Genomic DNA, 25,714 nt, shown 5'->3' on the forward strand with positions numbered 1-25,714 from the left:
CCTGCGCTTCGCCTTCGCATTCACGTATGAAATAGAGCAGGATTTCCGGCGCCATGGACATGCTGACCTGGATCGACGGCGATACGCCTTTCCCTCCGCCCGAACGCGCATTGCCCGACGGCCTGCTGGCAGTCGGCGGCACGCTGGACTGCGAGCGCCTGCTGGCCGCCTACACGCAGGGCATCTTTCCCTGGTACAGCCCGGGCGATCCCGTGCTCTGGTGGAGCCCTGATCCTCGCATGGTGCTGGAGTGCGGCGGCTTCCATCCCTCGCATTCGCTGCGCAAGCGCCTGCGCCAGCTGGCGCGTGCGGACCGTGATCCCGAAGCCACGCTGCAAGTGCGCGTGGACACGGCCTTCGCCCAGGTCATCGCCGCCTGCGCCGAGCCTGGTCCGGGCAGGCCATCCACCTGGATCACGGCGGAAATCCAGGCAGCCTATACCCGCTGGCACGAGGCCGGCCGCGCGCACAGCATCGAAACCTGGCAGAACGGGATTCTCGTGGGCGGACTGTACGGCGTCTCGCTCGGCCGCATGTTCTTCGGCGAATCGATGTTCAGCCGCGCCACCGATGCCAGCAAGATCGCGCTGGCCTATCTGGTGTGCCGGCTGCGCGCCTGCGGCGTCGAGCTCATCGACTGCCAGCAGCAAACCAGCCACCTGGCCAGCCTGGGCGCCGGCCCGGTGCCGCGCGGCGAATTCCTGCGGCGGCTGGCGCAACTGCGCATCCAGCCGGGCCCCGAATGGCGGCCGGGACGCCTGCTGCAAACCGGAGAACTTGTCCCTTTGCCGCAAGGCAAGCCATAATCGGACAACGCGACGAATTCCGCTGTGCCGCGCGCGCACATTTTCTCCCGCACGCGGCCAGGCGACATGCCATGAGCCTGCCGAACGAACCTACCTTTCAGACGCTGCAGTTCTACGCCACGGCGGCCTATCCCTGCAGCTATCTGCCCGACAAGCTGGCCAGGTCGCAGGTTGCCGCACCCACGCACCTGATCGACACCGCCGCCTACAGCAAGCTGATACGGCGGGGCTTCAGGCGCAGCGGGCTGTTCACCTACCGTCCGCACTGCGACAATTGCCAGGCCTGCCTGCCGATCCGCGTGGATGCCTCCGGCTTCCAGCCGGGACGGACGCAGCAGCGCACCTGGCGGCGGCACCGGGAACTCCAGGCCCGCGTCCTGCCCCTGCTCTGGTCCGAAGAGCATTACGCCATGTATCGCCGCTACCAGCGCAGCCGCCATCCGGGCGCCGGCATGGACGAAGACGATGCGAACCAGTACCGCGAGTTCCTGCTGACCAGCCGGGTGGATTCACGCCTGGTGGAATTCCGCCTTCCCTCGGGAGAGCTGCAGATGGTGTCGCTGATCGACCTGGTGGAGGATGGCATTTCCGCCGTCTACACTTTCTTCGATCCGGACGCCAGGGGCAGTCTGGGCACTTACGGCGTGTTGTGGCAGATCGAGTATTGCCGCCGGCACTCGCTGCCCTGGCTGTATCTGGGCTACTGGATCCGGGAAAGCCGCAAAATGGCGTACAAGAACCAGTACAGGCCGTTCCAGGTCCTGCGCCAGGGAGACTGGGCCGAGGACGGCGGCGACTGACGCATCCGCCGCTCCTGGCTCATACCGAATATCAATTGGCCTTGACACCAGCGGCCTTGAGCACCTCGCCCCAACGCTTGACCTCGGCCTGCAGATGGTCGCGCAAGGCCTGCGGCGCCAGGCGATCACCCTGCGGCGCCACCACGCTCATGTCCAGCAGGCGCTGGGCCAGGGCGGGCTGGGCCAGCACATTGCGGATGGCCTGGTTCAGGCGCTCGACGGCTTGCGGCGGCGTGCCCTTGGGCGCATATATGCCGTGCCACACCGCCAGTTCGAAGTTCGGCAGGCCCGACTCCGCGAACGTCGGCACATCCGGCATGATGGACAGGCGCTCTTTGGTGGCCACCGCATAAGGCTTGAGCGAGCCCGCCTTGAGATGCGGACCTGTGGAGACCGGCTGATCGCATATCAGGTCCACATTGCCAGCAATCAGGTCCTGCAGTGCAGGGCCGGTACCGCGATAAGGAACCAGCGTGGCCTGCGTGCCGGTGACCTGCGTCAGCAGCACCGCGCACAGATGCGACGTGGCGCCCACGCCGGCATGCGAGAAGTTCACCTGGCCTGGCTTGTCCTTCATCGTCTGCAGCAGTTCCGCGACCGTGGAGGGCGGGAAGTCCTTGTTGCGCACCAGAATCATGGGCACGTCTCCGATCAGCGCGATCGGCTCGAGGTCCTTGGTGACGTCAAAGCTCAGGTTGTCGTACAGCGCCGGGGCGGTTGCGATTCCCATGTTATGCAGCAGCAGAGTATGGCCGTCGTTGGCAGCGCGCACGGCCTTGGCCGTGCCGATGGTGCCGCCGCCGCCCCCGGCGTTCTCTACGATGACGGGCTGTCCCAGTTCCTGGCTCAAGGCGTCGCCCATGATCCGGGCCAGCACGTCGGTAGAGCCGCCCGCGGCATAGGGCACGATCACTGTGATGGGACGCGTGGGAAAGGCAAGCACGGCCGCCGAGGCCATCGCCAGCGTCGCGGCAACAAGGGTCTTCAATATATTGCGCATGCGAGTCTCCTTACTCTGTATGAAGAGCAACTTCTGTGGTTGATGATGTTCGGCAGCGGTGGTGCATATGCGCCGCACGGCATCCTGGCGGCAGCGCCGCCAGGATGCCAAGTCCGGCTCGCGATCCGGTACCGCTGCCGCGAAAGGCCTGTGGATCGCGAAACACAGCGCCGCGGCGAATGCGCGGCGGCGTGGGCTTTACTCCTTGGCGACGTACTTGTACAGCTCTGTATGGTCGGCCGCCTTGCCCAGCTTTGCCGACGCATCGTTGGCCATGGCGGAGACCTTCTGGGCCAGGTCCATGGGCAGGCCCAGGGAAGGTCCCAGCTTTGCCGCAATGCCTACGTCCTTGGCCTGCAGCGCCAGCGAGAAGCCCGAGTTGAAAGCGCCATTGAGCATGTACTGGTGCGCCTTGTTCTCGGTGGTGTTGTTCTTGCCAGTGGACGCATTGATGACATTCACCACCGTCTCCGGATCGATGCCGAATGCGGCGCCCGCATGCACGGCTTCGGCGGTGGCGATCAGCGCCGCGGCCGACACGTAGTTGTTCAGCGCCTTGAGAGCGTGGCCGGAGCCTGCCGGGCCTACATGCGTAATATCCTTGCCCATCTTCTCCAGGATGGGCCGGCAACGCTCGAAATCGGCCGGCTCGCCGCCCACCATGATGGACAGCGTGCCATTGACCGCCTTCTTGACCCCGCCCGACACCGGCGCATCGATCAGGCCCGCTCCGCGTTCGCGCAACAGCCCCACCAGGGCGCGCGTGCGGTTGGGATCGGCCGAGCTCATCTCAATGATGCAGGCGCCCCGCTTCAGGTGCGGGGCCAGCTCGTTCACCACCTTGTCGACGATGTCCGAGTTGGGCAGCATCGTCATGACCACATCGCATTCGGCGAACGACTGCGGACCGCTTGCGGATACCGTCCCGGGGTGCACCTGCACGAAGCGCTGCTCGGCCTGCGGATCAGCATCCTTCACGACCAGGGCGTATCCGGCCTCATGCAGCAGGTGCGCCATGGGATTGCCCATCATGCCCAGTCCTACGACTCCAATTCGACTCATTTCGATCTCCGACCGTTAGATGCCCATTTCCTTGAAGACTTCCGAGGCGACGCGGAACGAGTCGATCCCCGCCGGCACGCCGCAGTAGATGGCCGCCTGCAGAAGCACTTCCTTGATCTCGTCCTTGGTCAGGCCGTTGTTGATGGCGCCGCGCACATGCAGCTTGAGTTCGTGCGGGCGATTCAGCGCCGTGATCATGGCCAGGTTGAGGAACGAGCGCGTGCGGCGGTCCAGGCCGGGACGGTTCCATATATCGCCCCAGCAGTACTGGGTGACCAGTTCCTGCATGTCGATGTTGAAATCCGTCGCATTGTTGATCGAGGCGTCGACATATGCCGCACCAAGAACCTCGCGGCGCGTAGCCAGGCCTTGATCGAAGAGTTCGGGATTTTTTGGCGCAAATGCACGAGTCATGTATGGCTCCAGTCGCAGTAAATTAAATAAGTAAAGCGAAGTGTGATGTCAGTGCGCCCGTTACGGGCACGCGCCGCGGTTAGCGGCGAAGCATTTTTATTATAATCAGATTGTCTGACAATATGATTTATGGAATGTAGGTATTGACACAGCCGGCACACTGGGATATTGGCGATCCGCAATGAAATAAATACGGAAAACCTCGGTATCATATGCACTCATGAATTCGATCACCCGTATTTCCCGCGAAGAAACCTCGCTGCGTCAACGCGCCACACAAGCCCTGCGCACCGCCATCCTGGAAGGCGTATTCTCCCCCGGCCAGAAGCTGTCCGAGCGCGAACTATGCGAGCGCCTGGACGTCAGCCGCTCCTGTGTGCGCGAATCGCTGCAGCATCTGCAGGCCGAAGGCCTGATCACCATCGTCCCTCATCGGGGGCCCGAGGTCACCGCCATCACCGCCCAGGAGGTGCGCGACATCTATGCGGTGCGATCCACCCTGGAAAGCCTGGCCGTCCGGGGGTTCGTCACCCACGCCTCGGCGGCGCAACGCCAGGCGCTGCGGGCCAAAGTGACGGAACTTGCCGGCCCCGGCGTGGCCGCTGAACAAAGCCGCATCCTGGCCATCAAGAACCAGTTCTACGACATTCTCATCGAAGGCTGCGGCAATGCTGTGGCCGGCCAGTTGCTGCGCCAGCTCAACAACCGCGTGACGGTACTGCGCCGGGTGTCGCTGGCCCAGCCCCATCGGCTTCCCGACACCATCCGGGAGATGGACGCGATCGTCGCCGCAATCGAGAACAACGACGAGGAATCGGCGGCGCGCCTATGCAGCATGCATGTGCGGAAGGCTGCCGAGAACGTGCTGCGCACGATGGACGAACCGCCGCGACCCGACTGAATCGAAGCAAGGAAGGCGGCGGGCGCAGCCCCGGCATGGCCCGGGGGGCTGCCGGATGCGCGAAAGCCGTAAAATGGCATCCAAGAACCGATACGCGCCGTTCCGGATCCTCCTGCGGGACACGGCTCTCGGCAACTGACCAACGCTACGGAACTCCGCCATACCATGTCACTTCTGTTCAATGCCTATCCCCTGGCGCGCGCCGCCCTGTTTTCCATGGACGCGGAAGCCGCCCACGAGCTGACGCTCTCCATGCTGCACAAGGCGCATGCCTGCAAGGCCACTCGCAAGCTGATGTCGGCCGGAGCGCGGGCCGGCAAGCCGGTGCGGCTCATGGGGCTGACGCTGCCCAACCCGGTCGGGCTGGCGGCGGGACTGGACAAGAACGGGGCGCACATCGACGCGCTGGGCGCCCTGGGATTCGGCTTCGTGGAAGTCGGCACCGTCACACCGCGCCCGCAGCCGGGCAATCCCAAGCCGCGCCTGTTCCGCCTGCCCAAGGCCGACGCGCTGATCAACCGCCTGGGCTTCAACAACCAGGGCCTGGAGACATTCCTGGCAAACGTGCAACGCAGCCAGTGGCGCACGCAGGGCGGGATCCTGGGCCTGAACATCGGCAAGAACGCCGACACGCCCATCGAGCGCGCCACGGACGACTACCTGATCGGCCTGGAAGGCGTCTACCCGCATGCCGACTACGTGACCGTCAATATTTCCTCTCCCAACACGAAAAACCTGCGCGCCCTGCAGGACCACGACGAGCTCTCGAACCTGCTGGCCGCCCTGCAGGAAAAGCGCAAGGCGCTGCAGGACCAGCATGGCCGCCACGTCCCCATTGCCGTCAAGATCGCGCCTGACCTGACCCAGGCGCAGATCGACGCCATCGCGGAAGTGCTGGTGCGCCACGAAATCGACGGCGTCATCGCCACCAACACCACGCTGTCGCGCGATGCCGTACAGGGTCTGCCGCATGCGGACGAGGCCGGCGGCCTGTCGGGCCCTCCCGTGCATACGCTGTCGCTCGCCGTGATAGAGCGGCTGCGCGCCCAGCTGGGCCCCGACTACCCCATCGTCGGCGTCGGCGGTATCGCATCGGGCCGGCAGGCCAGGGAAAAGATCGCGGCGGGCGCCAACGCGGTCCAGGTGTACACGGGCCTGATCTATCGCGGCCCCGCCCTGGTCACGGAATGCGTACAAGCGCTATGTTCGATCTGAACCAACTGCGCTGCTTCGTGGCCGTCGCCACCGAGCTGAACTTCCGGCGCGCCGCGCAGCGCCTGAACATGACGCAGCCGCCGCTGAGCCGGCAGATCCAGCAGCTGGAACACATCCTGGGCGCCGAACTGTTCGACCGCGCGGGCCGCAGCGTCAAGCTGACCACCGTGGGCCGCATGTTCCTTCCCGAGGCGCAGGACCTGCTGCGGCGCGCCGAGGAATCCATGCTGAACGCCAGGCGCCTCTGTATCGGAGAAAAAGGGCAGATCCGCCTGGGCTTCATCACCGCCGCGGCGTTCTCGCTGCTGCCCTCCCTGCTGGCGCACGTCACCCGCCAGTTGCCGGACGCCCAACTGATCCTCAACGAGATCCAGACCAGCGAGCTGGTCGAATCCATCGCCAACCACCAGCTGGAGCTGGGCGTGATCGGGATGCAGCACAACGACCCGCGCCTCGCCGTGAAGCCGATCGTCCGCACGCCGTTCGTCCTGGCCATGCACCGGGAATACGCGCCCAGGCACGGCGACATCCGGTCGCTGAAGGACCTGGACGAAGAAAAGGTGCTCATGTATTCGCCGTCCAGCATCTGGGACCGGTACGGCATCCTGTCGGGCATGTTCCATGTCCGCGGCATCTATCCGAACTATGTGCAGTACGCCAGGCACAGCCACACGCTGCTGTCCATGGTCAACGCCGGCATCGGCGTCGCGCTGGTGCCCGAATTCGCGCAAGCCATGGGATACAGCAACCTGGCATTCGTCCTGCTGGACGACATGCCCGAGGACGTCTATGCGGAACTCTGCCTATGCTGGCGCAACGATATCGATGATCCGATGACGATCACCGTGCGCGACGCCATCCTGGAAAAATTCCCCCTGCCCCAGGGGGCGCCGATATTCACTTACTCGCTTTACGACAAGCGTTCGTCCTGAAACGAACAGGCAGTGCAACGCGGTATGCATTGCACTGCCTGCGATCCCGGTTCAAGCGCGCCAAGCCCAGGCCGGCGCGCATTGCACGGACTACTTCTCGATCTTCAGATCCACGGCCCTCACCACCTTGTCCATGGCTTCCATGCGCTTCAGGCCCTCTTCGCCGCGCAGGAAGAACGGCTGCTGATAGTATTTTTCCTGGATATCCTTGATGTACTTGGGATTCTTCGAAACACGCTCGGCCGCATCGATGAAGCGGTCGACGATTTCCCGCGGCGTACCCTTGGGGAACAGGAAGAAGTAGTCGTACTGGAAGGTGGCGTCGTAGCCGGCCTCCTTCGTGGTCGGCACATCGGGGAACTGCGGCAGGCGCTCATCCGTCAAGGCGGCCAGCGCCTTGATGTCTCCTTTCTCGATGAACGGCTTGATCTGGCCGAGCGGGTTCTGCGACACCTCGATATGCCCGCCCATGATGGCGCGCAGGCGCTCGGACGAGCCGCCCATGTCGATAATGTTGAGCTCGGCGCCCGCCTTGTTCAGCAGCTTGGCGATCAGGTAGGTGGTTGCGCCGATGTTGCCCGTGATGTTGATCTTGCCGGGGTTGGCCTGCGAATCCTTGACCAGCTCCTCCAGGGTATTCCACTTGGCATCCGACTTCACCACGATCAGGTTGCCGGCTTCACGCGCGACGATCGCCCCGAACTCGAAGTCCCGGAACGAAAAGTCGATCAGGCCCGAGGCCTGGTTGACGAACATGGCCGAGTGGAAGAACAGTACCGTATAGCCGTCGGGCTTTGCATTCTTGACCTGCCTTGCCCCGATCGAGCCGCCGGCGCCCGTGGCATTGATGACGGGCAGGCTGACGCCCAGCTCGTCCGCCATGTACTGCGAGTACACGCGCGCATTGAAATCGGTATCGCCGCCCGCAGCGAACGGTACGATCAGCTGGATCGAATGCGCAGGCCATTTGTCCTGGGCAGCGGCTCCCGTTGCCACGGCTCCAAGCACTCCGGCAACCAACATGCCGCGTAGATATTTCTTCATGCTCATGACTCAGTCTCCTGGTTTGTCACTTGTTGATATCGTTATTGAACTGCTGTATTTACTACGTTTTATTGCTACCGCCGGCTCTCGCCGTACACCGCCATGTCTTCAGCCTGCCGCGATGGCGGCGGGCATCTCCACTCCCAATTGCTGCGATGCGGCCAGCAGCGGTTCGACGATGGACTGGCGCAACGGCACGCCATTGCGCAAGGCCTCCTCCCGATTGACGGCGGCCCGGTCGCCGGGAACACGCACCGGTTTTCCTCCCGGCACGGGCGGATTGCTGCGGCAGGCGTCCGCCAGCCAGTCCATCTGCCGCACATAGCCTTCCCGGCCGCCGAACGCCGCTGGATCCAGCACCTGGATGAAGACGGAGGTGTAGGTTCCCGTCGTAGCATCGGCGCGCCCGCGGCCGCCCAGACCTTGCGTCATGGCCTCCACCAGCAAGGCCATGCTGTAGCCCTTGTGTCCATGGTCCATGCCGCCCACCGGCAGCAGGGAGCCGCCCTGGTTCACCAGCACATCGGGATCGTCGCTGGGTTCGCCGCCCGCGCTGAGCGCCCATGGCTGGGGAAAGCGCTCTCCCCTTTTGTGCAGTTGCCTCGCGTAATTGATGGTCGTGATCGACGCGCTGATGTCGAGCACAATGGGATCGCCGCTCGTCGGCATGCCCGCGGCCAGCGGATTGGGCGTGAACAGCGGCTTGGTCCCGCCGTAGGGCGCCACGCCCCTGGAAGAAGAGGTGGAGCTGGAAATGATGGCCATCATGCCCAGGTCGGTCACGCGCTTCATGTAGACGGCCAGAGCGCCGATGTGCTGGCTGTTGTCGATGACGCACGTCGCCGTGCCGTAATTGGCCGCGCGGGAGACGCACAGATCCAGCGCCTTGAGCACGAGCCAGCCGCCGGGCAGCATATTGCCGCGCCACGCCATGCTGGCGCCGCGATCGGAAATCACCTCGGGCTCGCCCGACGGCGACATTATCCCCTTGCGCAGGGCATCCAGGTATACCGGGACCAGGGCGAGACCGTGCGTCGCATGGCCGATCAGGTCGGCCTCGACCAGCACCCAGGCTACGCTGCGCGCCTTGTCCTCCTCCATGCCCGCGGCGCGGAACAGGCGTTGCGCGTAATCCAGCAAAGCGTCATATTCATAGCGGCCTACCGATTCCGACATATTGTTTCCTTCCTTTGTCTTGTCCATTGTCCGGGCGGCGGCACACGCCGCCGTCCTGTCGCTCATGCTAGAGCGGGTCCAGCGCGGGCTTGCCCGAGAGCACCTCGCGCACGTTTTCCAGGGCGCGCAGTCCCAACCCCGTCCGGGTTTCCTCCGTGGCCCCGCCGATATGCGGAGTCAGGAAGGTATTGGGCAGCTCCACCAGCCGCGGATCGGGATCGGGCTCGCGCTGGAAGGTATCCAGTCCCGCCGCGCGCAGTTGGCCGCTGCGCAGCGCTTCGATCAGGTCGTCCTCGTTGACCAGCGTGCCGCGCGCCGCATTGACCAGCACCGCGCCGCGCGGCAGCAGGGCCAGCCGACGGGCGTCGATGACCCCCTTGGTCTCCGGCGTGGCCGGCGCATGCAGCGTCAGGGCATCGCAATGCGGCAGCATCGCCTCCAGCGTTTCATAATATGTAGCGCCCTGCTCCAGCTCTTCGGGCAGGCGCTGCACGTCGTGGTACAGCACGCGCATATTGAAACCGCGCGCGCGCTGGGCCACGGCTCGTCCGATGCGGCCCATGCCATAGATGCCGAGCGTCTTTCCGGAAACGCGCATGCCGGGCATTTCATCGAAGCCCAGGTTGCGCTTCCAGCCGGTGCGCACCAGCGTACTGTATTCGTAGGCGCGGCGGCTGGCGCACAGCAGCAGCATGAATGCCAGGTCGGCGGTACAGTCCGTGATCGCCGACGGCGCATTGGTCACGACAATACCGCGCTTGCGCGCCGCCTCGACGTCGATATGGTCGAAGCCGACGCTGGTCGTCGACAGCACCCGCACGGAATCGGGCAAGCGGGCAATCGCCTCGGCGGGCAGCTTCAGGTGTCCGCCAAACACGATGCCGGAGGGCCGCAGCGCCTGCGCCTTCTCCAGCGCCTGCTCGGTCGCCAGGGTCTGTTCGGAGAAAACCGCATCGAAATGCTGGCTGGCGTAATCAACGACGGCCTTGGGAACCGGCCGCGCAATCAGCACGGAAGGCTTCATGACACCCTCCGGGCATTCACCGGCAAAGCGGTGCATACAACTAACATCATCGCGGACTCCTCCTGTTTTTTTCGCCGGGCCGCCCCCTAGGATGAGCCCAGGCATGCAGCGAACGCCAGATTATCCCGTGCGGGATTAGGCGTCCAATCTCATGAAAGCATCGAATGATTCAAAATAGGTATCACCCGGTGAGCCGGCGCACCCATGCGGAAGCTCCGTCTGGAAACGCCGCCGCAGCCTACAACAAGTATTCCACGCCGCAGCGCCCGCACAGCGCGCGCAATTGCTGTTTCAGCGTATCGCTCAATGGCACGCCCTCCGTCGCCCGGCGCGCGGCCATGACGCTTTCCGGATCGCCCGCCACCTTCACGCTTTCGCCTTCCGTCACATGGGCTAGGCCGCGCATGTGCCCCAGCAAGCCGGACAAATCCTGCTCGAACACTTCCGGCTCGCGGAATACCGCCGGATTCAGCGCCAGCATGAAGTGGCCGACATTGTCCGGATCTCCCGGCTTGCGGGTAAGGCCCAGCGTCCCCGCAAAGGCCGCGCCGGCCAGCGTGCCGCCCAGGATCTGGATCATCATCGCAAGTCCGTAGCCTTTGTGGCTGCCCATCTCCGGGGTTCCGCCCAGAGGCGTCAGCCCGCCCAGCGGCTGGCGATAGATCCACTCCATGCCCTGCGCCGGATCCGTCACGGACTTCCCATCGGCGTCGATGACCCAACCCTGCGGCAAGGTTTTGCCGTGATAGTCGTAGACCTTGACCTTGTTGGCCGCCACCGTCGTCGTGGCCATGTCCAGCACGAAAGAGTCCCCATTGGCCGCCGGCGCGGCAAATGCGATAGGGTTGGTACCCAGCGCGGGCTGCCGCGCGCCCGTCGGCACGAGGATGGGCACGGTCGCGCTGCTCGTGACCAGGCCTATCATGCCCTGCTCCAGCGCCAGGCGGGCGTAGGCTCCCGCCGCGCCGAAATGATGGGAGTTGGAAACCACGGCAACGCCCACCCCATGCTCCCTGGCCAGTTCCATTGCCGTCCTCATGCCCAGTTCGCCGGCCGGATGTCCCAGCCCCGCGCCGCCATCCACCATCGCGGTCGCGCCGAAGCGCTGCGTCACCCTGGGCTGGGCGGCAATGTCCAGCGTTCCCTCGCGCAGCTTGGCCTCGTATGTCGGCAGCATGGAAATGCCATGCGAATCCACGCCCAGCAGATCCGTCTGGCACATCAGGTCGGCCGTCACTCCCGCCAGTTGCGGCGTCATGCCCCATGCCTGGAGCACGCCGCGTGCCTGCGCGTGAAGCCGTTCATAAGGGGTGCATCCATCGCTCATTGTTTCTCCTTCCTTCTTCGACGACTCGTGATTTTTCCCATGCGACCACAGGAAAACCCCGGTAAAAGCACGATTGACATATTAGTGCATAAGCCATAAATTGCCAGACATGTGATGACATACATCATCCATGATGCGCCATAAGCGCAAGAGACAACGACTACTAGAAAAGGGACTCACATCATGCTCATCAGTAAACTCCTGACACGCAAGACCATGACGATCACAGCCTCCTGCCTGCTCGGCGCTGTCGCTGCCACCGGCGCGCAGGCCAACGATTGGCCCAAGCAGAAGCCGATCACCATCATCGTGCCTTTCGTGCCCGGCGGCTCCTCCGACATTACCGCGCGCAGCGTGACCCAGGGGCTGGGCGAACGGCTGGGCCAGACCATCGTGGCGGACAACAAGCCGGGCGCCAACAGCGCCATCGGCGCCCAGGCGCTGGCCCGCTCCGCGCCCGACGGCTACACCATGATGGTCGGTTCCATCGGTACGTTCTCCATCAACGAAGCCCTGTTCAAGAACCTTTCGTACAGCCCCAGCAAGGATTTCCGCTACCTGACGCAGGCCGTGCGCAACCCCAACGTGCTGGTGACCGCGCCCAACTTCCCGGCCAACTCCGTTGCCGAACTGCTGGAATACGCCAAGAAGAATCCCGACAGCGTCTCTTACGCCAACTCCGGCACGGGTTCCTCCGACCAGCTGACCGCCATCCTGTTCCGCCAGAAAACCGGCACCACCGGCGTCGATGTCCCCTATCGCGGCGGCGGCGCGGCCATTGTCGACCTGATGGGCGACCAGGTGAACGTTTCCTTCCAGAACCTGGGCGCCGTGCTGACGCACATCAAGGGCGGCAAGCTCAAGGCCCTGGCCGTGAGCGGCGCGGAACGCGCTCCCGACCTGCCCGACGTGCCTTCGCTCAAGGAGCTGGGCTACGACGATATCGTGGTGTACTCGTGGCAAGGCTTCGCCGTTCCCAAGGACACGCCTGACGACATCGTGAACCGCCTGTCCGGCGCGCTGCGCGATACGCTGAAGCAGCCCGACGTCACCAAGACGCTGAACGGCCTGGGCTTCGAAGTCGTCGCCAATACGCCTGACGAGTTCAGCGCATTCCAGCAGCAGGAAGTCGCCCGCTGGAAAGAAGTCATCAAGACGGCCAATATCCAGGTCGACTGATTCCGATCGTCTCCGGTCCCGGCCAATGCCGGGACATTCATGCCCTGTTCCGCTCGCGGAACAGGGCATTTTCATTGGACGACGCCTTCCAGCCGCAGGATCAGGACAGGCGCTTGGCGGGCGTGATCTGCGCCGGATCGACGCGCAGCTCGAGCAATGCCACGGTGCCGGAAGCTGCCGCGCGCTCGAATGCCGCGGCAAAGTCTTCCGTGCGCTCCACCAGCTCGCCGTAGCCGCCGCAGGATTTCGCCATGGCGACATAGTCCGGCCCTTTCAGGCGAGTGCCGCTGACGCGGCCCGGATGCTCGCGCTCCTGGTGCATGCGGATGGTGCCGTACATGCCGTTGTTGACCACCAGTACGACGAACTTCGCGCCATACTCCACGGCCGTCACGATTTCCTGCGGATACATCAGGAAGCAGCCGTCTCCCGCGAAGCAGACCACGGTGCTCTCGGGTCGGCGCAACGAGGCCGCCACAGCCGCAGGCAAGCCGTAGCCCATGGCGCCGCAGGTAGGCGCAAGCTGGGTGCGCGGATGGCGATATTCATAGAAGCGATGCAGCCATACGGAGTAATTGCCGGCGCCATTGGTCAGAATGGAATCGTCGGGCAGGACGTCGTTCAGATGCCTGACCACGGGCGTCATGTCGACGTAGCCCTCGGCGGGCAGCGGCGCATTGGCCATGGCGCGGAACGCGTCCAGGTCCTGACGCGCCGCCTTGCGCCACTCGCTCCATGCCGGCGCGGCGGCGGGCTTGTGCGCAGCCAGCGAGGCCAGGGCGTCTCCCGCCGATACCGGTACGGCGATGTCCGCCTGGTAGACCCTGCCCAGTTCATTGGCCTCGGCATGGATGTGGATCAGCTTCTGCGGCAGCTTGGGCGGCTGCAGAAGCGTGTAAGCGTCGGTGACGATGTCGCCCAGGCGCGTGCCCAGCGCGATCAGCAGGTCGGCGTCGCGCACGCGCGCGGCCAGCGCGGGATTCATGCCCAGGCTGAGATGGCCGACGAACTGCGGGTCGCGGTTGTCCAGCACGTCCTGGCGGCGGAAAGCGCAGGCGACGGGCAGGTCCCATGCCTTGGCGAAGGCGCTCAGGTCCTGGACGGCTTTGTCGCTCCAGTCAGGGCCGCCGATCAGCAGCATCGGCTTTTTCGCGGCGGACAGCGCCTCGACGATCTGGCGCGTGGTCTCTTCGGCCATCGCCACGGGCTGCATCGGCGTGGCGGCGCAGACGGGAACCGCCGCCTTGTCCACCAGCATATCTTCAGGCAGCGAAACCACGACGGGGCCGGGACGACCCGAAACCGCCGTGTGGAATGCGCGCGCCATGATTTCCGGAACGCGCGCCGCATCGGTGATTTCCACCACCCACTTCGCCAGGCCGCCGAACATGGCCTGGTAGTCGACTTCCTGGAAGGCTTCTCGGCCGACGTGGCTGCGAGCGATCTGGCCCACGAACAGGATCATGGGCGTGGAGTCCTGCTGCGCGATGTGCACGCCGATGCTGGCATGCGTCGCACCGGGACCGCGCGTCACCATGCAGATGCCGGGACGGCCGGTCAGCTTGCCGTCGGCTTCGGCCATATTGGCCGCCCCGCCTTCGTGCTTGGCGACCACCAGCTCGATTTCCGGCACGTCGTGCAGGGCGTCCAGCACCTCGAGGTAGCTTTCGCCCGGCACACAGTAGACGCGATCCACGCCATGCTGGCGCAGCGATTCGACGATAAGCCGCCCTCCCGTCCTTGGTTCGACTGCATCGTTCTGTTTGTCTTGTTGCACGTTATTCTCCACGACTCATAGTGATATTTTCACGGCCCGGGCGCGCCGCTATCCGGCGGCCTGGAAATTCCCGGACAGCATAAACAACTCCCCACCCGCACGCACCCATATTCGCGCATTTCTGATATGAACAAAATCCATGGCTGAATTTCAGGAGCGCACTGTACATTGTCTTTACTACGTGCCGAGATCGTAACAGTCCCTGGATTTGTAGTGCTGAAATAAGCAAGTGGAATAACAATCGTATACCCCCCTTGCCAAACAGCTGTATAGAAACAGCGTAGAAAACTATACCGTCAATCTTTCCTTGACTGGAGGAGTCACCATGATGTTCATTCGTTCCCGCCGCCATTTACTGCAGGCCGGTGCCTGCGGTATCGCAACGCTCGCCGTACCCGCCTGGGCTCAGTTGGCCGAAGGCCGTCCAATCACACTCGTCGTACCTTACTCGCCGGGTGGAACCGGAGACATTCTTGGCCGGGCACTCGCCCACGAGCTGGCCGCGGTGACCGGCAATGCCTGCGTGGTCGAGAACAGAGGCGGCGCCGGAGGCAATGTAGGCGCGGAGCGGGTGGTACACGCCCGGCCCGACGGGCTCACGTTACTGTTCACGGCGACTAGCCTGGCCAGCAACCCCAGCCTCATGAAGACGATGAACTTCGATCCTCAAAAGGATCTGACAGCCATAGCCGGTCCGATCACGCTGCAAAACATCGTCATGGTGAACAATAGTCTTCCCATACACAGCATCCAGGAGCTAGTGGACTATGCCAAGGCGAATCCCGGCGCGCTCAGCTTTGGCTCGAGCGGCATCGGATCCTCCAACCACCTGGCGGCAGAGCTGTTCAAGATCGAGGCCGGCGTAGACATGCTGCATATCCCCTACAAGAGCGCTGGGGAAGTCATTCCCAGCCTGATATCAGGCACCACGCAAGTGATGTTTGATCTCATGCCATCCTCATTGCCACATGTCCAGAATAATACAGTGCGGGCACTGGCGGTAACGGGCGCTACGAGGTCGCCGCTTTTCCCCGATCTGCCGACAGTCGCCGAAGCAGGTGTTCCAAACTATCAGTTCAGCGCCTGGTTCGGCGTATTTGCGCCATCCGCCACTCCGCCCGCGATGGTCGAACAACTCAACGCCGCCATCAACAAGGCTATGGCTGCGCCGGCCCTGAGCGAAAGATTGATGCAATTGGGCGCCGAAGCACAGATCAACCCTCCCGATGGATTCGCCCGCTATTTCAAGGGCGAGATCGATCGCTGGGAACAAGTCATTCGCGACAGCGGCATCTCTTTGGAGAAATAAGATGGTGGTCGAGGAACGCATCTACACGCTGCACCACGGAAAAGTACCAGAATACCTCGCTCTGTACGAACAGGATGGCCGTGATATCCAGCTCCGAATATTGGGATGCAATGTCGGCTACTACAGCGTCGACATCGGCCCACAAAATACAGTGGTTCATCTTTGGGCATACGACAGCCTCGCGGAACGTGAGCGCCGCCGCGCAGCGCTCACGCAGAATCCCGAATGGCAGGCCTACATTCTCAAGATTAGGCCCTTGATTCTGGTACAGGAAACACGGATCCTGCGACCCGCTGGTTTCTTTGCCGATTGGGTATCAACACAACTGGAGCAAGCAGATGTCATATGAACTGAAACTATATCTTGATGTTTTCGAGGCGAAGTCGTCCTGCATCCAACCCGAAGCGGTACCTGCGCGCGCAATATACGTCATCGAGGGGGCGCTTGCACTACGCCCTAGCGGAGGTGAAGCCACCACGATAGTGCTGTCTTCCAATAGCGGCGCGGCTCTGAGTTCCGAGTGGAGCATCGCCGGCGCAAGCCAGCCGGCGCGTGTTTTACGTTGGGATCTGGTGCGAGCCGGCGCGCCACAACACCTGCTTGTGCCGGCCGCCAGCGAAAGCCGACTGCTTCTTTCTGCGCCACTCACACTGAAACCAAACGAGGAGTATTTGCTGCGTTGCGATCGTGTCGATTTCCCTCCCTCTGGAGAAGCACTCACGCATACGCACCAGGGCGGCGGCATCCGCTGTCTCCTGACGGGCTCCATCCGCGTCGACACCCAAGGGCACTCCACTATCCATGCCCCAATGGGGGCGTGGTTTGAAGCCGGCCCCGATCCGGTATACGCAGCGGCGGATGCTACGAAACCGACCGCGTTTGCCCGATGCATGGTGCTGCCGCGCGCATTACTCGGAGGCCATTCCTCCATTCACTATGTGAACCCAGCAGACCTCAACAAACCCAAGAGTCAGCGTTATCAGTTGTTCGTGGACACACCAATCGAAACGTAGGCGACAAACCGGACGCCGCTGCCCGCCGGGGCTGCGCGGGGTCTCGACACAATATCGAGCCATCGAAAACGCCGGTTCAAAAGAGCCGGCGTTTCTACATTTAATCAGGCGCACCCATATTCGCGCATTTCTGATATGAACAAAATCCATGGCCCGATCGGCGAGACGAACGTACAGTGTCCTCCCTTCATGGTGCAGTGCGCAAAACCGCCCCGCCGCCATGAGAAACCATCCAGTCAAGGAAAGGAATGCCGCCCTATCCTCAGGCGCATTCAGAAGGAGCACAAATGAATATCAAAAGTCAATTTTCCGCCCTGGGCAGCGCTCTGCTGCTGACCGGCGGCCTGCTGGCCTCCCCCGCTCACGCGCAGGACGACTGGCCCAAGCGCCCCGTCACCTATGTCGTACCGTTCGCCCCCGGTGGCGCAACCGACATGATCGGCCGCATCTACAGCCAGAGCATCGGCAACGAGCTGGGCCAGCCCATCGTGGTGGAAAACCGCCCCGGCACCGGCGGCAGCCTGGGCTCGGCCTATGTATCGCGCCAGAAGGCCGACGGCTACACGCTGGTCGGCGGAACGATCAGTTCGCACTCGATCAACGTCAGCATCTACCCCGATATCGGCTATGACCCGGTCGAATCCTTCACGCCCATCATCCTGACGGGCACGCTGCCCAATGTTCTCGTCGTGCGCAAGGACAGTCCCTACAACTCGGTCGAGCAACTCATCGCCGCCGCGCGCGAGAAAAAGGAAAACCTGACGTTCGGCTCTTCGGGCGTGGGCTCTTCCCAGCACCTGGCGGGCGAGCTGTTCGCATCGATGGTCGGCGCGGAACTGCTGCACGTGCCCTACAAGGGCAGCGCACCGTCGCTGCAGGCACTGCTGGCCGGCGAGATCGACCTGCTGTTCGACAACCTGACCTCCGCAATGCCCTTCATCCAGTCGGGCAACCTGAAGGCCCTGGCCGTCACGTCGAAGCAGCCCGATTCCGCGCTGCCCGACGTCAAGCCGCTGGACCAGTCCGGTCTGCCCGGCTACGAAGTCGTGTCCTGGCAGGCCACGTTCGCGCCTGCGGGAACACCCAAGCCGGTCATCGACAAACTCTACAAGGCCATGCATGCGGCACTACAAAAGCCCGATGTGCAGGAACGTCTGAAGTCCGTCGGCCTGACGATCTCCGGCGCAGGCCCCGATGAACTGCTGGCATTCCAGAAGGCCGAAGTCGAGAAGTGGGCCAAGGTCGCCAAAGACGCCAACATCACGATGGACTGAGCGCCGCTTCGACAGGTGCGGTCCGCAAGGCCGCGCCACGGCATCCCGGCACACGCCCGGGCCAGGAAAAACGCCAGTACAGCATAAAGACTGTACTGGCGTTTTTTTTGTCGCCGGGCCGCCCCTAGACAAAAAGCGCACCCTTGGGGATGAGCCCGGACCCAGGACAGTCCACTGCGGACTGTCCTGGGCCTGGCGAATCCAAGCGGCTTGCAAGCCGCGCGGTGGAGCGCAAGCCGAAGGCGCAGCGTGGGAGGCATTTTTTGCCGCCGGGCCGCCCCAAGGCAAAAAGCGCCCTCCTCGGGAGGGCAGCAAGCCGAAGGCGCAGCGTGGGAGGCATTTTTCGCAGGCCGATGCGGGCGGCCATGATTGTGAGTCACTCCCGCCTCAAGTCGGGAGCTTCCTCGCCACAATACGGGGGCGCCTGCGGCGCCGTATAACTACTGCCTCGCTTGACCTCGTCGTGAACGACGAGGCTTGCGCTTGGGCCCGTGGTCAAGCGCGCCGCTGCATGCCTTGCACGCCCGGCCATGCGCCCGCCTGCACCAGTTCAGCGCCGACCTGCCGTATCATCTGGCCGATTTCCCAGTTGGCATCCATCAGGGGACGATTCCTGGCGGTGGCGATCGCCACGGTCCGCAGCAGGCGCGCGTCATTCACCGGCACAGCCTTCAACAGCCCGGCCTCATGCTCGCGCGCGATGGCGGCCAGCGGCAAGATGGTGCAGCCGTGGCCGGCCTCTACCAGGCGCTTGGTGACGGCGATCGAACCATCGCACTCGATCGCCGTATGCAGCGACAGGCCCTCCTGGTGCGCAAGGGACTGCATCAGGCCGCGCAAGCCGTGCTGCGTGCTGGGCAGCACCATGGGCAGCGACAGCAGCGCCCGCATGTCCAGCGGACCGGCCGGCAGCGGAAAATCCTGCGCGGCAACGCAATACAGGGGCTCTTTCAGGAGTTCGTCGAAATCGACGACATTGGCCTGGGTCGGCACATACAGCAATGCCATGTCGATCTGCCCCTCGACCAGCCAGTTCATCAACTGGCTGCCGAGCCCTTCCATGAAGCGCAGCTTCGCGTCGGGAAACCGGGCGGACAGGACATGCGCCAGCCTGCCGAACATCTGCCACGCGATCGTGGGCTGCGCCGCGATGACGATCTGCGCCGGGCCTGAGCCCGCCAGGTGCGCGGCCGTCTGCCTGGCCTGCTCCAGCGCCTGCACGACCTCCTGCGCCCTGGCGAGGAAGACGCGCCCGGCATCCGTCAGCATGACGCCTCTGCCGCTGCGGTGGAACAGGCGCACGCCGATATCGGACTCCAGCTTGCCGATATGCCTGGTGATGGTGGACTGCTCGATGCCGAGCTCGAGAGCGGCGCGGGAAATACTGCCCAGTCGGGCAACCATGACGAAGAACTCTATCGTGGATGGATTCATGGGCAGCCCTGTTTATGCGTAAAGGAGCCTCGCGCCGTCCGATCGGCGAGCGGCGGGCCGGGAACAAAGGCCGCCGCGCGGTCGCTGCCGGCGGAAAGAAAGCGTATGGGCAGGCTGAAGTCGACCACCTCCATCAGCAGTTCCTTCAGAAGGAGCATGCCCGCGCGGGAGTCGTCCCGGCGCATCTGCATGGAGTATGACATCGACGGCAGCGATTGCCACTGCTCCAGCTTCACCAAAAGGCCGCGCTCGGCCAGCGGCCGGGCCCAGGCATTGGGCATGAAGCCTATGCCGACGCCTTCCAGGACCAGCGAGGTCACCCCGCCCCAGGTATTGCAGGTCAGGCAACTGCGCCAGAAGATGCCGTGCGAACGTATCCACTCCTCCAGCATGCGGTACGTGCCAGCCCCCTGCGGCATGGTGATCAGGGAGATATGCCTGGCGGCGGCATCGGCCACGGTCCGGCAGGAAGGATAAAGCGCCGGCGACACGAACCAGTCGAAGTCCGCTTCCCCGACAGGAAAGGACACGATGCGCTGGCGCGACGAAGTCCCGGAGATGACCGCGAAATCCAGCTCGCCGCTCTCCACTCCCGCCTCCATCGCGGGGCCGACATCGATGTGCGGCTCCAGATGCAGGTTCGGATAGCGCTGCGCCGCCTGCGCAATGAACCTGGGCAGCCACGTCAGGGAGGACAGCTCGCCCACGGCAAAGCGGAAATTGCCCTGCACGCCCGCATCGTCCCGCACCACCTGGCGCAGGGCGTCGGCCTGGTCGAGCAACTGGCGGACATGGGGCAGCAGCGCATGGCCGGCGGTCGTCAGGCTGGCGCGGTACTGATCGCGGTCGAACAGGGTCTGCCCCAGCGAGGCTTCCAGGTCGGTGATGCGCTTGGACAAGGTGGAAACGGAGACATGCAGCCGTTCGGCGGCAATGGCGAAGCTGTCGCAGATGGCCGCCCTGTAGAACGCCTCCAGTTGCTTGAGTGTCATGAGCTTTCAGGAAATTCGAATTTTCCGAACATTATAAGATATATATATTCAATATATATAAACAACAGACTCTCGTAAGATAGAGTCCTTGCACGCATCGGCCTCGCAATATCAGGGCGCTTCCGCCCGCCGGCACCATCCGCAACCCTGCAACCTGATCATGAAACGCATTTTTTCCCTGAACGACTTCGAACAGCCCGCAAGACGCAAACTGCCGCGGCAACTGTTCAGCTATATCTACAACGGCGCCGACGAAGAGCGCACGATGAAAGACAACCGCAAGGCCTTCGATCGCTATGCCTTCGTCCCCAGGCTGCTGACCGGCGTGTCCGAACGCGAGCAGAAGATCACGCTGTTCGGCCAGGAGTACGCCTCGCCGTTCGGCATATCACCGGTCGGCCTGAGCGCCATGTGGTGCTATCGGGGCGATGTCGTCCTGGCCGAGGCTGCCCAGGAGAACAATATCCCCGCCGTGATGAGCGGCGCCTCGCTCATCCCCATGGAAACCGTCGCCAAGGCGGCGCCCAATACCTGGTTCCAGGCCTACATGCCCGGCGATCCCGCCCGCGTGGAAGCCCTGATCACGCGCATCGCCAATGCCGGTTTCAAGACGCTGGTCATCACCGCCGACCTGCCCGTGCAGGTGAACCCGGAAAACTACCTGCGCAACGGGTTCAGCACGCCGCTGCGCCCCAGCCTGCGGCTGGCCTGGGACGGCATCAGCCATCCGCGCTGGCTGTTCGGCACCTTTTTCCGCACGCTGGCCAGGCACGGCATGCCCCATTTCGAGAACTGGCGGGCGGAGCGCGGCGCGCCGATTCTTTCCGCCACGGTGGAGCGCGACTTCCAGGCCCGGGATCACCTGGACTGGTCGCACCTGCAGCGCGTGCGCGAGCTCTGGAAGGGGCCGCTGCTGCTCAAGGGCATTCTGTCGGCCGGCGACGCAGCCATCGCCACGGGCATGGGCGTCGACGGGCTGATCGTGTCCAATCACGGCGGCCGCCAGGTGGACAGCGCCATTTCGCCGATGGAGGTCCTGCCCGAGATCGTGCGCGCCGCCGGCGGCGCCACCATCATCATGGACAGCGGCATCCGCCGGGGCTCCGATGTGCTCAAGGCTCTCGCCCTGGGCGCCCGGTGCGTATTCCTCGGCCGTCCCTTCAACTATGCCGCCACGGTCGGCGGCAAGGAAGGCGTCAACCACGCCATCAATATCCTGCGCACGGAGATCCATCGCAACATGGCGCTGCTGGGCATCAACCGCCTGAGCGAGCTGGATTCCTCCATCGTGCGCGACCTGGGGCGCTGAGCTTCTACGGACAAGTCCGGGGCCGGCCGCGCCGGCTCCGCTTCCCTGCTTTCATACGGAGAGACACCATGAGTTCCCAACAACCCCGCTACGTGAAGATGCACGACAACGACAATGTCGTCATCATCGCCAACAATGGCGGCCTGCCCGCCGGCACTGTGCTGGACAACGGCATCGAGCTGCGCGAAGCCATCCCCCAGGGCCACAAGGTCGCCCTGACGGATCTGGCCGCTGGCGATATCGTGCGCCGCTACAACGTAGTCATCGGCTACGCCAAGACCGACCTGCCCAAGGGCAGCTGGCTGAACGAGCACAGGCTGGACATGCCCGCGCCGCCGGAACTGGACAATCTGCCGATCGCCACGGAGAAAACGACGCTGGATCCGCTCGAAGGCTATACGTTCGAGGGCTTCCGCAATCCGGACGGCAGCGTCGGCACGCGCAACATCCTGGCCATTTCCACTTCGGTGCAATGCGTGTCCGGCGTCGTCGCCCATGCGGTGGAGCGCATCCGCGCCGAGCTGCTGCCCAAGTACCCCAATGTCGACAATGTGATTTCGCTGGAGCACATCTACGGCTGTGGCGTCGCCATCCAGGCGCCGGACGCGGTGATCCCGATCCGCACGCTGCGCAATATCGCCCGCAATCCCAACTTCGGCGGCCGCACGCTGGTCGTCAGCCTGGGCTGCGAGAAGCTGCAGGCGGACGTGTTCTTCCCGGACAGGTTCATTCCGATCAAGAATGGGGGGTTCCAGCGCCAGGACGAGAATATCGCGCTGGTGACGCTGCAGGATGAGGAGAACATTGGTTTCGAAGGAATGATCCAGTCCATCATGCGCGCGGCGGAGGAGCATCTCATTGTCCTGAACAAGCGTGTGCGCACCACCTGTCCCATCTCCGATCTGGTAATCGGCGTGCAGTGCGGCGGCAGCGATGCGTTCTCGGGCGTTTCCGCCAACCCGGTGGTGGGCTACGCCACGGATCTGTTCGTACGTGCGGGCGCTTCGGTGATGTTCTCGGAGGTAACGGAAGTGCGCGATGGCATCGCCCAGTTGACGGCGCGGGCGGCCAGTCCGGAGGTCGCACAGCAGTTGATCGATCAGATGCGCTGGTACGATCAGTATCTGGGCCGCGGCAGCGCGGACCGCAGTGCGAATACGTCACCGGGCAACAAGCGCGGCGGCCTGTCGAACATTGTGGAAAAGGCCATGGGTTCGATCGTGAAATCGGGCAGCACGCCGATCCAGGGCGTGGTGCCTCCAGGCGAGCGCTGCACGACGCGCGGGCTGAATTTCTCGGCCACGCCGGCCAGCGATTTTGTCTGCGGCACGCTGCAGCTGGCTGCAGGGATGACGATGCATGTGTTCACGACGGGACGCGGCACGCCCTACAGTCTGAAGGAAGCGCCGGTGGTGAAGGTGGCCACGCGCAGCGATCTGGCACGGCGCTGGCACGATCTGATGGACATCAACGCGGGCCGCGTGGTGGACGGCGATGCGACGATCGAGGAAATGGGCTGGGAGATGTTCCGCTACATGATCGACGTGGCCAGCGGGCGCAAGCAAACGTGCGCCGAAAGCCTGAAGATTTATAACTCTCTGGCTTTGTTCAATCCGGCGCCGATTACCTGATACCCGATATCTGATAGCGCTTTCTTCTTTCTTGCTTGGGCGGCCTTTTCATCTTGGCCGCCCTTTTTATTCGAATTGTTTTTTCGTCATTCTTCTGCCGCAATTCTCCATGACGTCGAGCCTGGAGGCTGACCAAGGACTGCCGGGCAGTCCCGGAACGCAGCGCAGGGACCCGGCAACGCTAGCCCGGCAGTCTTCGCTCAGCCTCCAGGCGGGTTACTGCGAATCAACAGTCAATAAGAACGCATCAATGCAGACTACAGATCACGAATCCTGCGTCACCGCCTATCAATCAGCGAAACGCATCCCTCAACCCAAACACCGCCTGCTTGAACACCCCAAGATCCGTACCCACGGCCACGAAGTTGAAACCCCATTCCAGGTAGCGCTTCGCATCCGCCTGGATGGGAGCCAGGATGCCGGTGGCCTTGCCTGCGGCCTGGGCGCGGTCGTGCAGATCGCGGATCACGCGCTGCACATCGGGATGATTGGGGTTGCCCAGATGGCCCAGCGCAGCCGACAGATCGGACGGGCCGATGAAAATGCCGTCCACGCCTTCGACCGCGAGAATGTCATCGAACGCCTCGATACCCTTCACGCTTTCGATCTGCAGCAGCACGCAGATACTGTCGTTGATGACCTGGTTGTAGTTGGCGATGCTGCCATAGCGATTGCTGCGATGCGCACCGGCCACACCGCGAATGCCGTGCGGCGGATAACGTGTGGCGGACACGGCCTTGCGGGCATCGTCGGCCGATTCGATGAAGGGGATCAGCAGATTGTAGAAGCCAATGTCCAGCAACTGCTTGATCATGACGGGATTGTTCTCGGCCGGCCTGCCGACGGTTGCCGCTGTGCTGCCGTTGAGCGTCTGCAACTGCGCCATCAGCAGCGGCAGCGACGTGGGGGAATGCTCGCTGTCCAGCAGCAGCCAATCGTAGCCCGCCAGCCCGGCTATTTCCATCGTAACGCTGCCGGTCAGGCAGTTCCAGAAACCGATCAATTGCTCACGGTCGAGGATCCGCTGGCGGAATCCGTTGAGTACATCGCTTGCAGCCATACTGCTCTCCTTCGAAGATGCTTCAGTTCATGTTGTATCCGATGTTCGTCGAGCCTCGCACCCGAGCAAAGACGGGCGCGAAACGTCTCATGCGCGATTGCCCGTATCCTGCATGGCATCGGCCGACTGGCCGACCAGCCTGCCGCGCGCCTGTCCCAGGTGATACTTCATGGCGATGCGCGCCTGCTCGCTGTCCTGCTTGGCGATGGCCTGTACGATCGCTTCGTGCTCGGCCATCACCATGATCGAACGCTGCTGCGTTCCCGTGCGCGTGAGGTTCAGCGCGAGCCGCATGAACCCCTGCACCGGCTCCAGCACGGACTCCAGCACAGAAGCGTACAGCTCGTTGCCGCTGGCGTGCGCGATGCTCATGTGAAAGGCCAGGTCGGCTTCCGCCGTGGCTCCTTTTTTTTGCACGAGGGCATTGAACTTCCGGTGCGCAGTCTCGATCGCCTTGAGCTGGGCACGGCTGCGCCGCAAGGCGGCGAGCCTGGCGGCATCGCCTTCGATAGTCTGGCGCAGCTCCTGCGCGCGCAAGTAGAACGCGACATTGCCGGCGTCGTCGAACGTCTTCAGTCGCACCTCGGGCTGGTGCGTGACGAATGTACCCATTCCCTGGTGAGCGGTGATCAGGCCGTCCGCCCGCAGCCGCAACAAGGCCTCGCGCACGACGGGGCGCGAGATGTCGTGCTGGCGGCTGATTTCGTGTTCGGAAGCCAGACGGTCTCCCACCTTCAGTTCGCCCGACATGATCTGTTCCAGGATCAGGCCGTACAGCTTGTCGCCCAGCCTCTGGCGCTGGTCGGGACGCGCCACGCCAACTGCCGCAAGCTCCGTCCTGGATCCGGATTCCGTAGTTTTCTTTTTCATCGATGATCAGGCTCCGCGCCTGCGCGTGAAAGCGTTCAATGCCGCATCATAACCTCGCAGCGCCTGCCTTTGGCCGCACGCCCGCATGTCGGCGCCATAACCACAGTACCTGCCTTGAGCTTTCGCCGCCCCCGCAACTTGGTTGACAACTAAATACAGTAAAAA

At 63.5% G+C, this 25,714-nt stretch carries 24 protein-coding genes; 12 read left to right on the forward strand and 12 right to left on the reverse strand.

The window, feature by feature from the left end:
- Nucleotides 1–53 precede the first annotated feature (53 nt).
- Nucleotides 54–806 (forward strand): leucyl/phenylalanyl-tRNA--protein transferase, encoded by a 753-nt coding sequence (gene aat / locus EV686_RS16330; RefSeq protein WP_132478028.1) that lies wholly within the window; start codon nucleotides 54–56, stop codon nucleotides 804–806.
- A 71-nt stretch (nucleotides 807–877) separates the two neighbouring features.
- The gene (locus EV686_RS16335; protein ID WP_132478029.1) at nucleotides 878–1,606 is read left to right on the forward strand and encodes an arginyltransferase; all 729 of its coding nucleotides are present in this window, start codon (nucleotides 878–880) and stop codon (nucleotides 1,604–1,606) included.
- A gap of 31 nt (nucleotides 1,607–1,637) precedes the next feature.
- Here EV686_RS16335 and EV686_RS16340 read toward each other — a convergent pair whose 3' ends face one another.
- The 3 genes from EV686_RS16340 to EV686_RS16350 form a co-directional block, all read right to left on the reverse strand.
- The gene (locus tag EV686_RS16340; protein ID WP_132478030.1) at nucleotides 1,638–2,606 is read right to left on the reverse strand and encodes a tripartite tricarboxylate transporter substrate-binding protein; all 969 of its coding nucleotides are present in this window, start codon (nucleotides 2,604–2,606) and stop codon (nucleotides 1,638–1,640) included.
- 198 nt (nucleotides 2,607–2,804) lie between these two features.
- Nucleotides 2,805–3,668 (reverse strand): NAD(P)-dependent oxidoreductase, encoded by an 864-nt coding sequence (locus tag EV686_RS16345; protein ID WP_132478031.1) that lies wholly within the window; start codon nucleotides 3,666–3,668, stop codon nucleotides 2,805–2,807.
- Between the two features lie 15 nt (nucleotides 3,669–3,683).
- Nucleotides 3,684–4,082 (reverse strand): carboxymuconolactone decarboxylase family protein, encoded by a 399-nt coding sequence (locus EV686_RS16350; protein ID WP_132478032.1) that lies wholly within the window; start codon nucleotides 4,080–4,082, stop codon nucleotides 3,684–3,686.
- Between the two features lie 220 nt (nucleotides 4,083–4,302).
- Between EV686_RS16350 and EV686_RS16355 the strand changes: the two genes are divergently transcribed.
- The 3 genes from EV686_RS16355 to EV686_RS16365 all read left to right on the forward strand — a co-directional run bounded on the left by EV686_RS16355 (nucleotide 4,303) and on the right by EV686_RS16365 (nucleotide 7,130).
- Nucleotides 4,303–4,983, forward strand: a complete 681-nt coding sequence (locus EV686_RS16355; RefSeq protein ID WP_132478033.1) for a GntR family transcriptional regulator — start codon at nucleotides 4,303–4,305, stop codon at nucleotides 4,981–4,983.
- A gap of 165 nt (nucleotides 4,984–5,148) precedes the next feature.
- The gene (locus tag EV686_RS16360) at nucleotides 5,149–6,198 is read left to right on the forward strand and encodes a quinone-dependent dihydroorotate dehydrogenase (RefSeq protein WP_132478034.1); all 1,050 of its coding nucleotides are present in this window, start codon (nucleotides 5,149–5,151) and stop codon (nucleotides 6,196–6,198) included.
- Nucleotides 6,186–7,130 carry a LysR family transcriptional regulator gene (locus EV686_RS16365; protein WP_207901842.1) on the forward strand — a complete coding sequence of 315 codons (945 nt, stop codon included), beginning with the start codon at nucleotides 6,186–6,188 and terminating at the stop codon, nucleotides 7,128–7,130. Before EV686_RS16360 ends, EV686_RS16365 begins: the two co-directional genes overlap by 13 nt.
- 90 nt (nucleotides 7,131–7,220) lie before the next feature.
- Here the strand turns inward: EV686_RS16365 and EV686_RS16370 are convergent, their stop codons facing one another.
- From EV686_RS16370 to EV686_RS16385, 4 genes are all read right to left on the reverse strand, one after another.
- Nucleotides 7,221–8,180, reverse strand: a complete 960-nt coding sequence (locus tag EV686_RS16370) for a tripartite tricarboxylate transporter substrate binding protein (protein WP_132478036.1) — start codon at nucleotides 8,178–8,180, stop codon at nucleotides 7,221–7,223.
- Between the two features lie 102 nt (nucleotides 8,181–8,282).
- Nucleotides 8,283–9,350 carry an Ldh family oxidoreductase gene (locus EV686_RS16375; RefSeq protein WP_132478037.1) on the reverse strand — a complete coding sequence of 356 codons (1,068 nt, stop codon included), beginning with the start codon at nucleotides 9,348–9,350 and terminating at the stop codon, nucleotides 8,283–8,285.
- Nucleotides 9,351–9,417: 67 nt separating this feature from the next.
- Nucleotides 9,418–10,374: a 2-hydroxyacid dehydrogenase gene (locus EV686_RS16380; RefSeq protein WP_132478038.1), complete on the reverse strand. Its 957-nt coding sequence runs from the start codon at nucleotides 10,372–10,374 to the stop codon at nucleotides 9,418–9,420.
- Between the two features lie 238 nt (nucleotides 10,375–10,612).
- Complete coding sequence (locus tag EV686_RS16385) at nucleotides 10,613–11,701, reverse strand: Ldh family oxidoreductase (protein WP_132478039.1); 1,089 nt, start codon at nucleotides 11,699–11,701, stop codon at nucleotides 10,613–10,615.
- 183 nt (nucleotides 11,702–11,884) lie between these two features.
- On the opposite strand from EV686_RS16385, the gene EV686_RS16390 reads away from it, so the two are divergent.
- A complete protein-coding gene (locus tag EV686_RS16390) occupies nucleotides 11,885–12,880 on the forward strand; it encodes a Bug family tripartite tricarboxylate transporter substrate binding protein (protein WP_243650927.1) in 996 nt (331 codons plus the stop codon).
- A 100-nt stretch (nucleotides 12,881–12,980) separates the two neighbouring features.
- Here the strand turns inward: EV686_RS16390 and EV686_RS16395 are convergent, their stop codons facing one another.
- A complete protein-coding gene (locus EV686_RS16395) occupies nucleotides 12,981–14,657 on the reverse strand; it encodes a thiamine pyrophosphate-binding protein (protein WP_165972657.1) in 1,677 nt (558 codons plus the stop codon).
- Between the two features lie 325 nt (nucleotides 14,658–14,982).
- Between EV686_RS16395 and EV686_RS16400 the strand changes: the two genes are divergently transcribed.
- The 4 genes from EV686_RS16400 (at nucleotide 14,983) to EV686_RS16415 (ending at nucleotide 18,253) form a co-directional block, all read left to right on the forward strand.
- Nucleotides 14,983–15,966 (forward strand): Bug family tripartite tricarboxylate transporter substrate binding protein, encoded by a 984-nt coding sequence (locus EV686_RS16400; protein ID WP_132478041.1) that lies wholly within the window; start codon nucleotides 14,983–14,985, stop codon nucleotides 15,964–15,966.
- Nucleotide 15,967: 1 nt separating this feature from the next.
- Nucleotides 15,968–16,315, forward strand: a complete 348-nt coding sequence (locus tag EV686_RS16405) for an NIPSNAP family protein (RefSeq protein WP_132478042.1) — start codon at nucleotides 15,968–15,970, stop codon at nucleotides 16,313–16,315.
- Nucleotides 16,305–16,979 carry a hypothetical protein gene (locus EV686_RS16410; protein WP_132478043.1) on the forward strand — a complete coding sequence of 225 codons (675 nt, stop codon included), beginning with the start codon at nucleotides 16,305–16,307 and terminating at the stop codon, nucleotides 16,977–16,979. The genes EV686_RS16405 and EV686_RS16410 overlap by 11 nt, the downstream gene beginning before the upstream one ends.
- A 287-nt stretch (nucleotides 16,980–17,266) precedes the next feature.
- On the forward strand, nucleotides 17,267–18,253 hold the full coding sequence (locus EV686_RS16415) for a Bug family tripartite tricarboxylate transporter substrate binding protein (RefSeq protein ID WP_132478044.1): 987 nt from the start codon (nucleotides 17,267–17,269) through the stop codon (nucleotides 18,251–18,253).
- Between the two features lie 495 nt (nucleotides 18,254–18,748).
- Here the strand turns inward: EV686_RS16415 and EV686_RS16420 are convergent, their stop codons facing one another.
- Nucleotides 18,749–19,687: a LysR family transcriptional regulator gene (locus EV686_RS16420; protein ID WP_132478045.1), complete on the reverse strand. Its 939-nt coding sequence runs from the start codon at nucleotides 19,685–19,687 to the stop codon at nucleotides 18,749–18,751.
- Nucleotides 19,684–20,679: a LysR family transcriptional regulator gene (locus EV686_RS16425; protein ID WP_132478046.1), complete on the reverse strand. Its 996-nt coding sequence runs from the start codon at nucleotides 20,677–20,679 to the stop codon at nucleotides 19,684–19,686. The genes EV686_RS16420 and EV686_RS16425 overlap by 4 nt, the downstream gene beginning before the upstream one ends.
- 160 nt (nucleotides 20,680–20,839) lie before the next feature.
- On the opposite strand from EV686_RS16425, the gene EV686_RS16430 reads away from it, so the two are divergent.
- Both EV686_RS16430 and garD read left to right on the forward strand, forming a co-directional pair.
- Nucleotides 20,840–21,988 carry an alpha-hydroxy acid oxidase gene (locus tag EV686_RS16430; RefSeq protein WP_132478047.1) on the forward strand — a complete coding sequence of 383 codons (1,149 nt, stop codon included), beginning with the start codon at nucleotides 20,840–20,842 and terminating at the stop codon, nucleotides 21,986–21,988.
- Between the two features lie 68 nt (nucleotides 21,989–22,056).
- A complete protein-coding gene (garD, locus tag EV686_RS16435; protein WP_132478048.1) occupies nucleotides 22,057–23,619 on the forward strand; it encodes a galactarate dehydratase in 1,563 nt (520 codons plus the stop codon).
- A 292-nt stretch (nucleotides 23,620–23,911) separates the two neighbouring features.
- Here garD and garL read toward each other — a convergent pair whose 3' ends face one another.
- On the reverse strand, nucleotides 23,912–24,679 hold the full coding sequence (gene garL / locus EV686_RS16440; protein WP_132478049.1) for a 2-dehydro-3-deoxyglucarate aldolase: 768 nt from the start codon (nucleotides 24,677–24,679) through the stop codon (nucleotides 23,912–23,914).
- 87 nt (nucleotides 24,680–24,766) lie between these two features.
- Nucleotides 24,767–25,549 carry a FadR/GntR family transcriptional regulator gene (locus EV686_RS16445; RefSeq protein ID WP_132478050.1) on the reverse strand — a complete coding sequence of 261 codons (783 nt, stop codon included), beginning with the start codon at nucleotides 25,547–25,549 and terminating at the stop codon, nucleotides 24,767–24,769.
- Nucleotides 25,550–25,714: the final 165 nt, after the last annotated feature.

The organism is Paracandidimonas soli, from assembly GCF_004342005.1.
In the GTDB taxonomy this organism is placed as follows: domain Bacteria; phylum Pseudomonadota; class Gammaproteobacteria; order Burkholderiales; family Burkholderiaceae_B; genus Paracandidimonas; species Paracandidimonas soli.

Bases quoted from the DNA above. Each gene is read 5' to 3' on its own strand.
- EV686_RS16340 (WP_132478030.1), bottom strand. From the start codon at position 2,606: ATGCGCAATATATTGAAGACCCTTGTTGCCGCGACGCTGGCGATGGCC.
- EV686_RS16365 (WP_207901842.1), top strand. From the start codon at position 6,186: ATGTTCGATCTGAACCAACTGCGCTGCTTCGTGGCCGTCGCCACCGAG.
- EV686_RS16360 (WP_132478034.1), top strand. From the start codon at position 5,149: ATGTCACTTCTGTTCAATGCCTATCCCCTGGCGCGCGCCGCCCTGTTT.
- garD (WP_132478048.1), top strand. From the start codon at position 22,057: ATGAGTTCCCAACAACCCCGCTACGTGAAGATGCACGACAACGACAAT.
- EV686_RS16385 (WP_132478039.1), bottom strand. From the start codon at position 11,701: ATGAGCGATGGATGCACCCCTTATGAACGGCTTCACGCGCAGGCACGC.
- EV686_RS16410 (WP_132478043.1), top strand. From the start codon at position 16,305: ATGTCATATGAACTGAAACTATATCTTGATGTTTTCGAGGCGAAGTCG.
- EV686_RS16375 (WP_132478037.1), bottom strand. From the start codon at position 9,350: ATGTCGGAATCGGTAGGCCGCTATGAATATGACGCTTTGCTGGATTAC.
- EV686_RS16400 (WP_132478041.1), top strand. From the start codon at position 14,983: ATGATGTTCATTCGTTCCCGCCGCCATTTACTGCAGGCCGGTGCCTGC.
- EV686_RS16390 (WP_243650927.1), top strand. From the start codon at position 11,885: ATGCTCATCAGTAAACTCCTGACACGCAAGACCATGACGATCACAGCC.
- EV686_RS16370 (WP_132478036.1), bottom strand. From the start codon at position 8,180: ATGAGCATGAAGAAATATCTACGCGGCATGTTGGTTGCCGGAGTGCTT.
- EV686_RS16415 (WP_132478044.1), top strand. From the start codon at position 17,267: ATGAATATCAAAAGTCAATTTTCCGCCCTGGGCAGCGCTCTGCTGCTG.
- EV686_RS16430 (WP_132478047.1), top strand. From the start codon at position 20,840: ATGAAACGCATTTTTTCCCTGAACGACTTCGAACAGCCCGCAAGACGC.
- EV686_RS16335 (WP_132478029.1), top strand. From the start codon at position 878: ATGAGCCTGCCGAACGAACCTACCTTTCAGACGCTGCAGTTCTACGCC.
- aat (WP_132478028.1), top strand. From the start codon at position 54: ATGGACATGCTGACCTGGATCGACGGCGATACGCCTTTCCCTCCGCCC.
- EV686_RS16355 (WP_132478033.1), top strand. From the start codon at position 4,303: ATGAATTCGATCACCCGTATTTCCCGCGAAGAAACCTCGCTGCGTCAA.
- EV686_RS16420 (WP_132478045.1), bottom strand. From the start codon at position 19,687: ATGAATCCATCCACGATAGAGTTCTTCGTCATGGTTGCCCGACTGGGC.
- EV686_RS16445 (WP_132478050.1), bottom strand. From the start codon at position 25,549: ATGAAAAAGAAAACTACGGAATCCGGATCCAGGACGGAGCTTGCGGCA.
- EV686_RS16350 (WP_132478032.1), bottom strand. From the start codon at position 4,082: ATGACTCGTGCATTTGCGCCAAAAAATCCCGAACTCTTCGATCAAGGC.
- EV686_RS16405 (WP_132478042.1), top strand. From the start codon at position 15,968: ATGGTGGTCGAGGAACGCATCTACACGCTGCACCACGGAAAAGTACCA.
- EV686_RS16425 (WP_132478046.1), bottom strand. From the start codon at position 20,679: ATGACACTCAAGCAACTGGAGGCGTTCTACAGGGCGGCCATCTGCGAC.
- garL (WP_132478049.1), bottom strand. From the start codon at position 24,679: ATGGCTGCAAGCGATGTACTCAACGGATTCCGCCAGCGGATCCTCGAC.
- EV686_RS16380 (WP_132478038.1), bottom strand. From the start codon at position 10,374: ATGAAGCCTTCCGTGCTGATTGCGCGGCCGGTTCCCAAGGCCGTCGTT.
- EV686_RS16345 (WP_132478031.1), bottom strand. From the start codon at position 3,668: ATGAGTCGAATTGGAGTCGTAGGACTGGGCATGATGGGCAATCCCATG.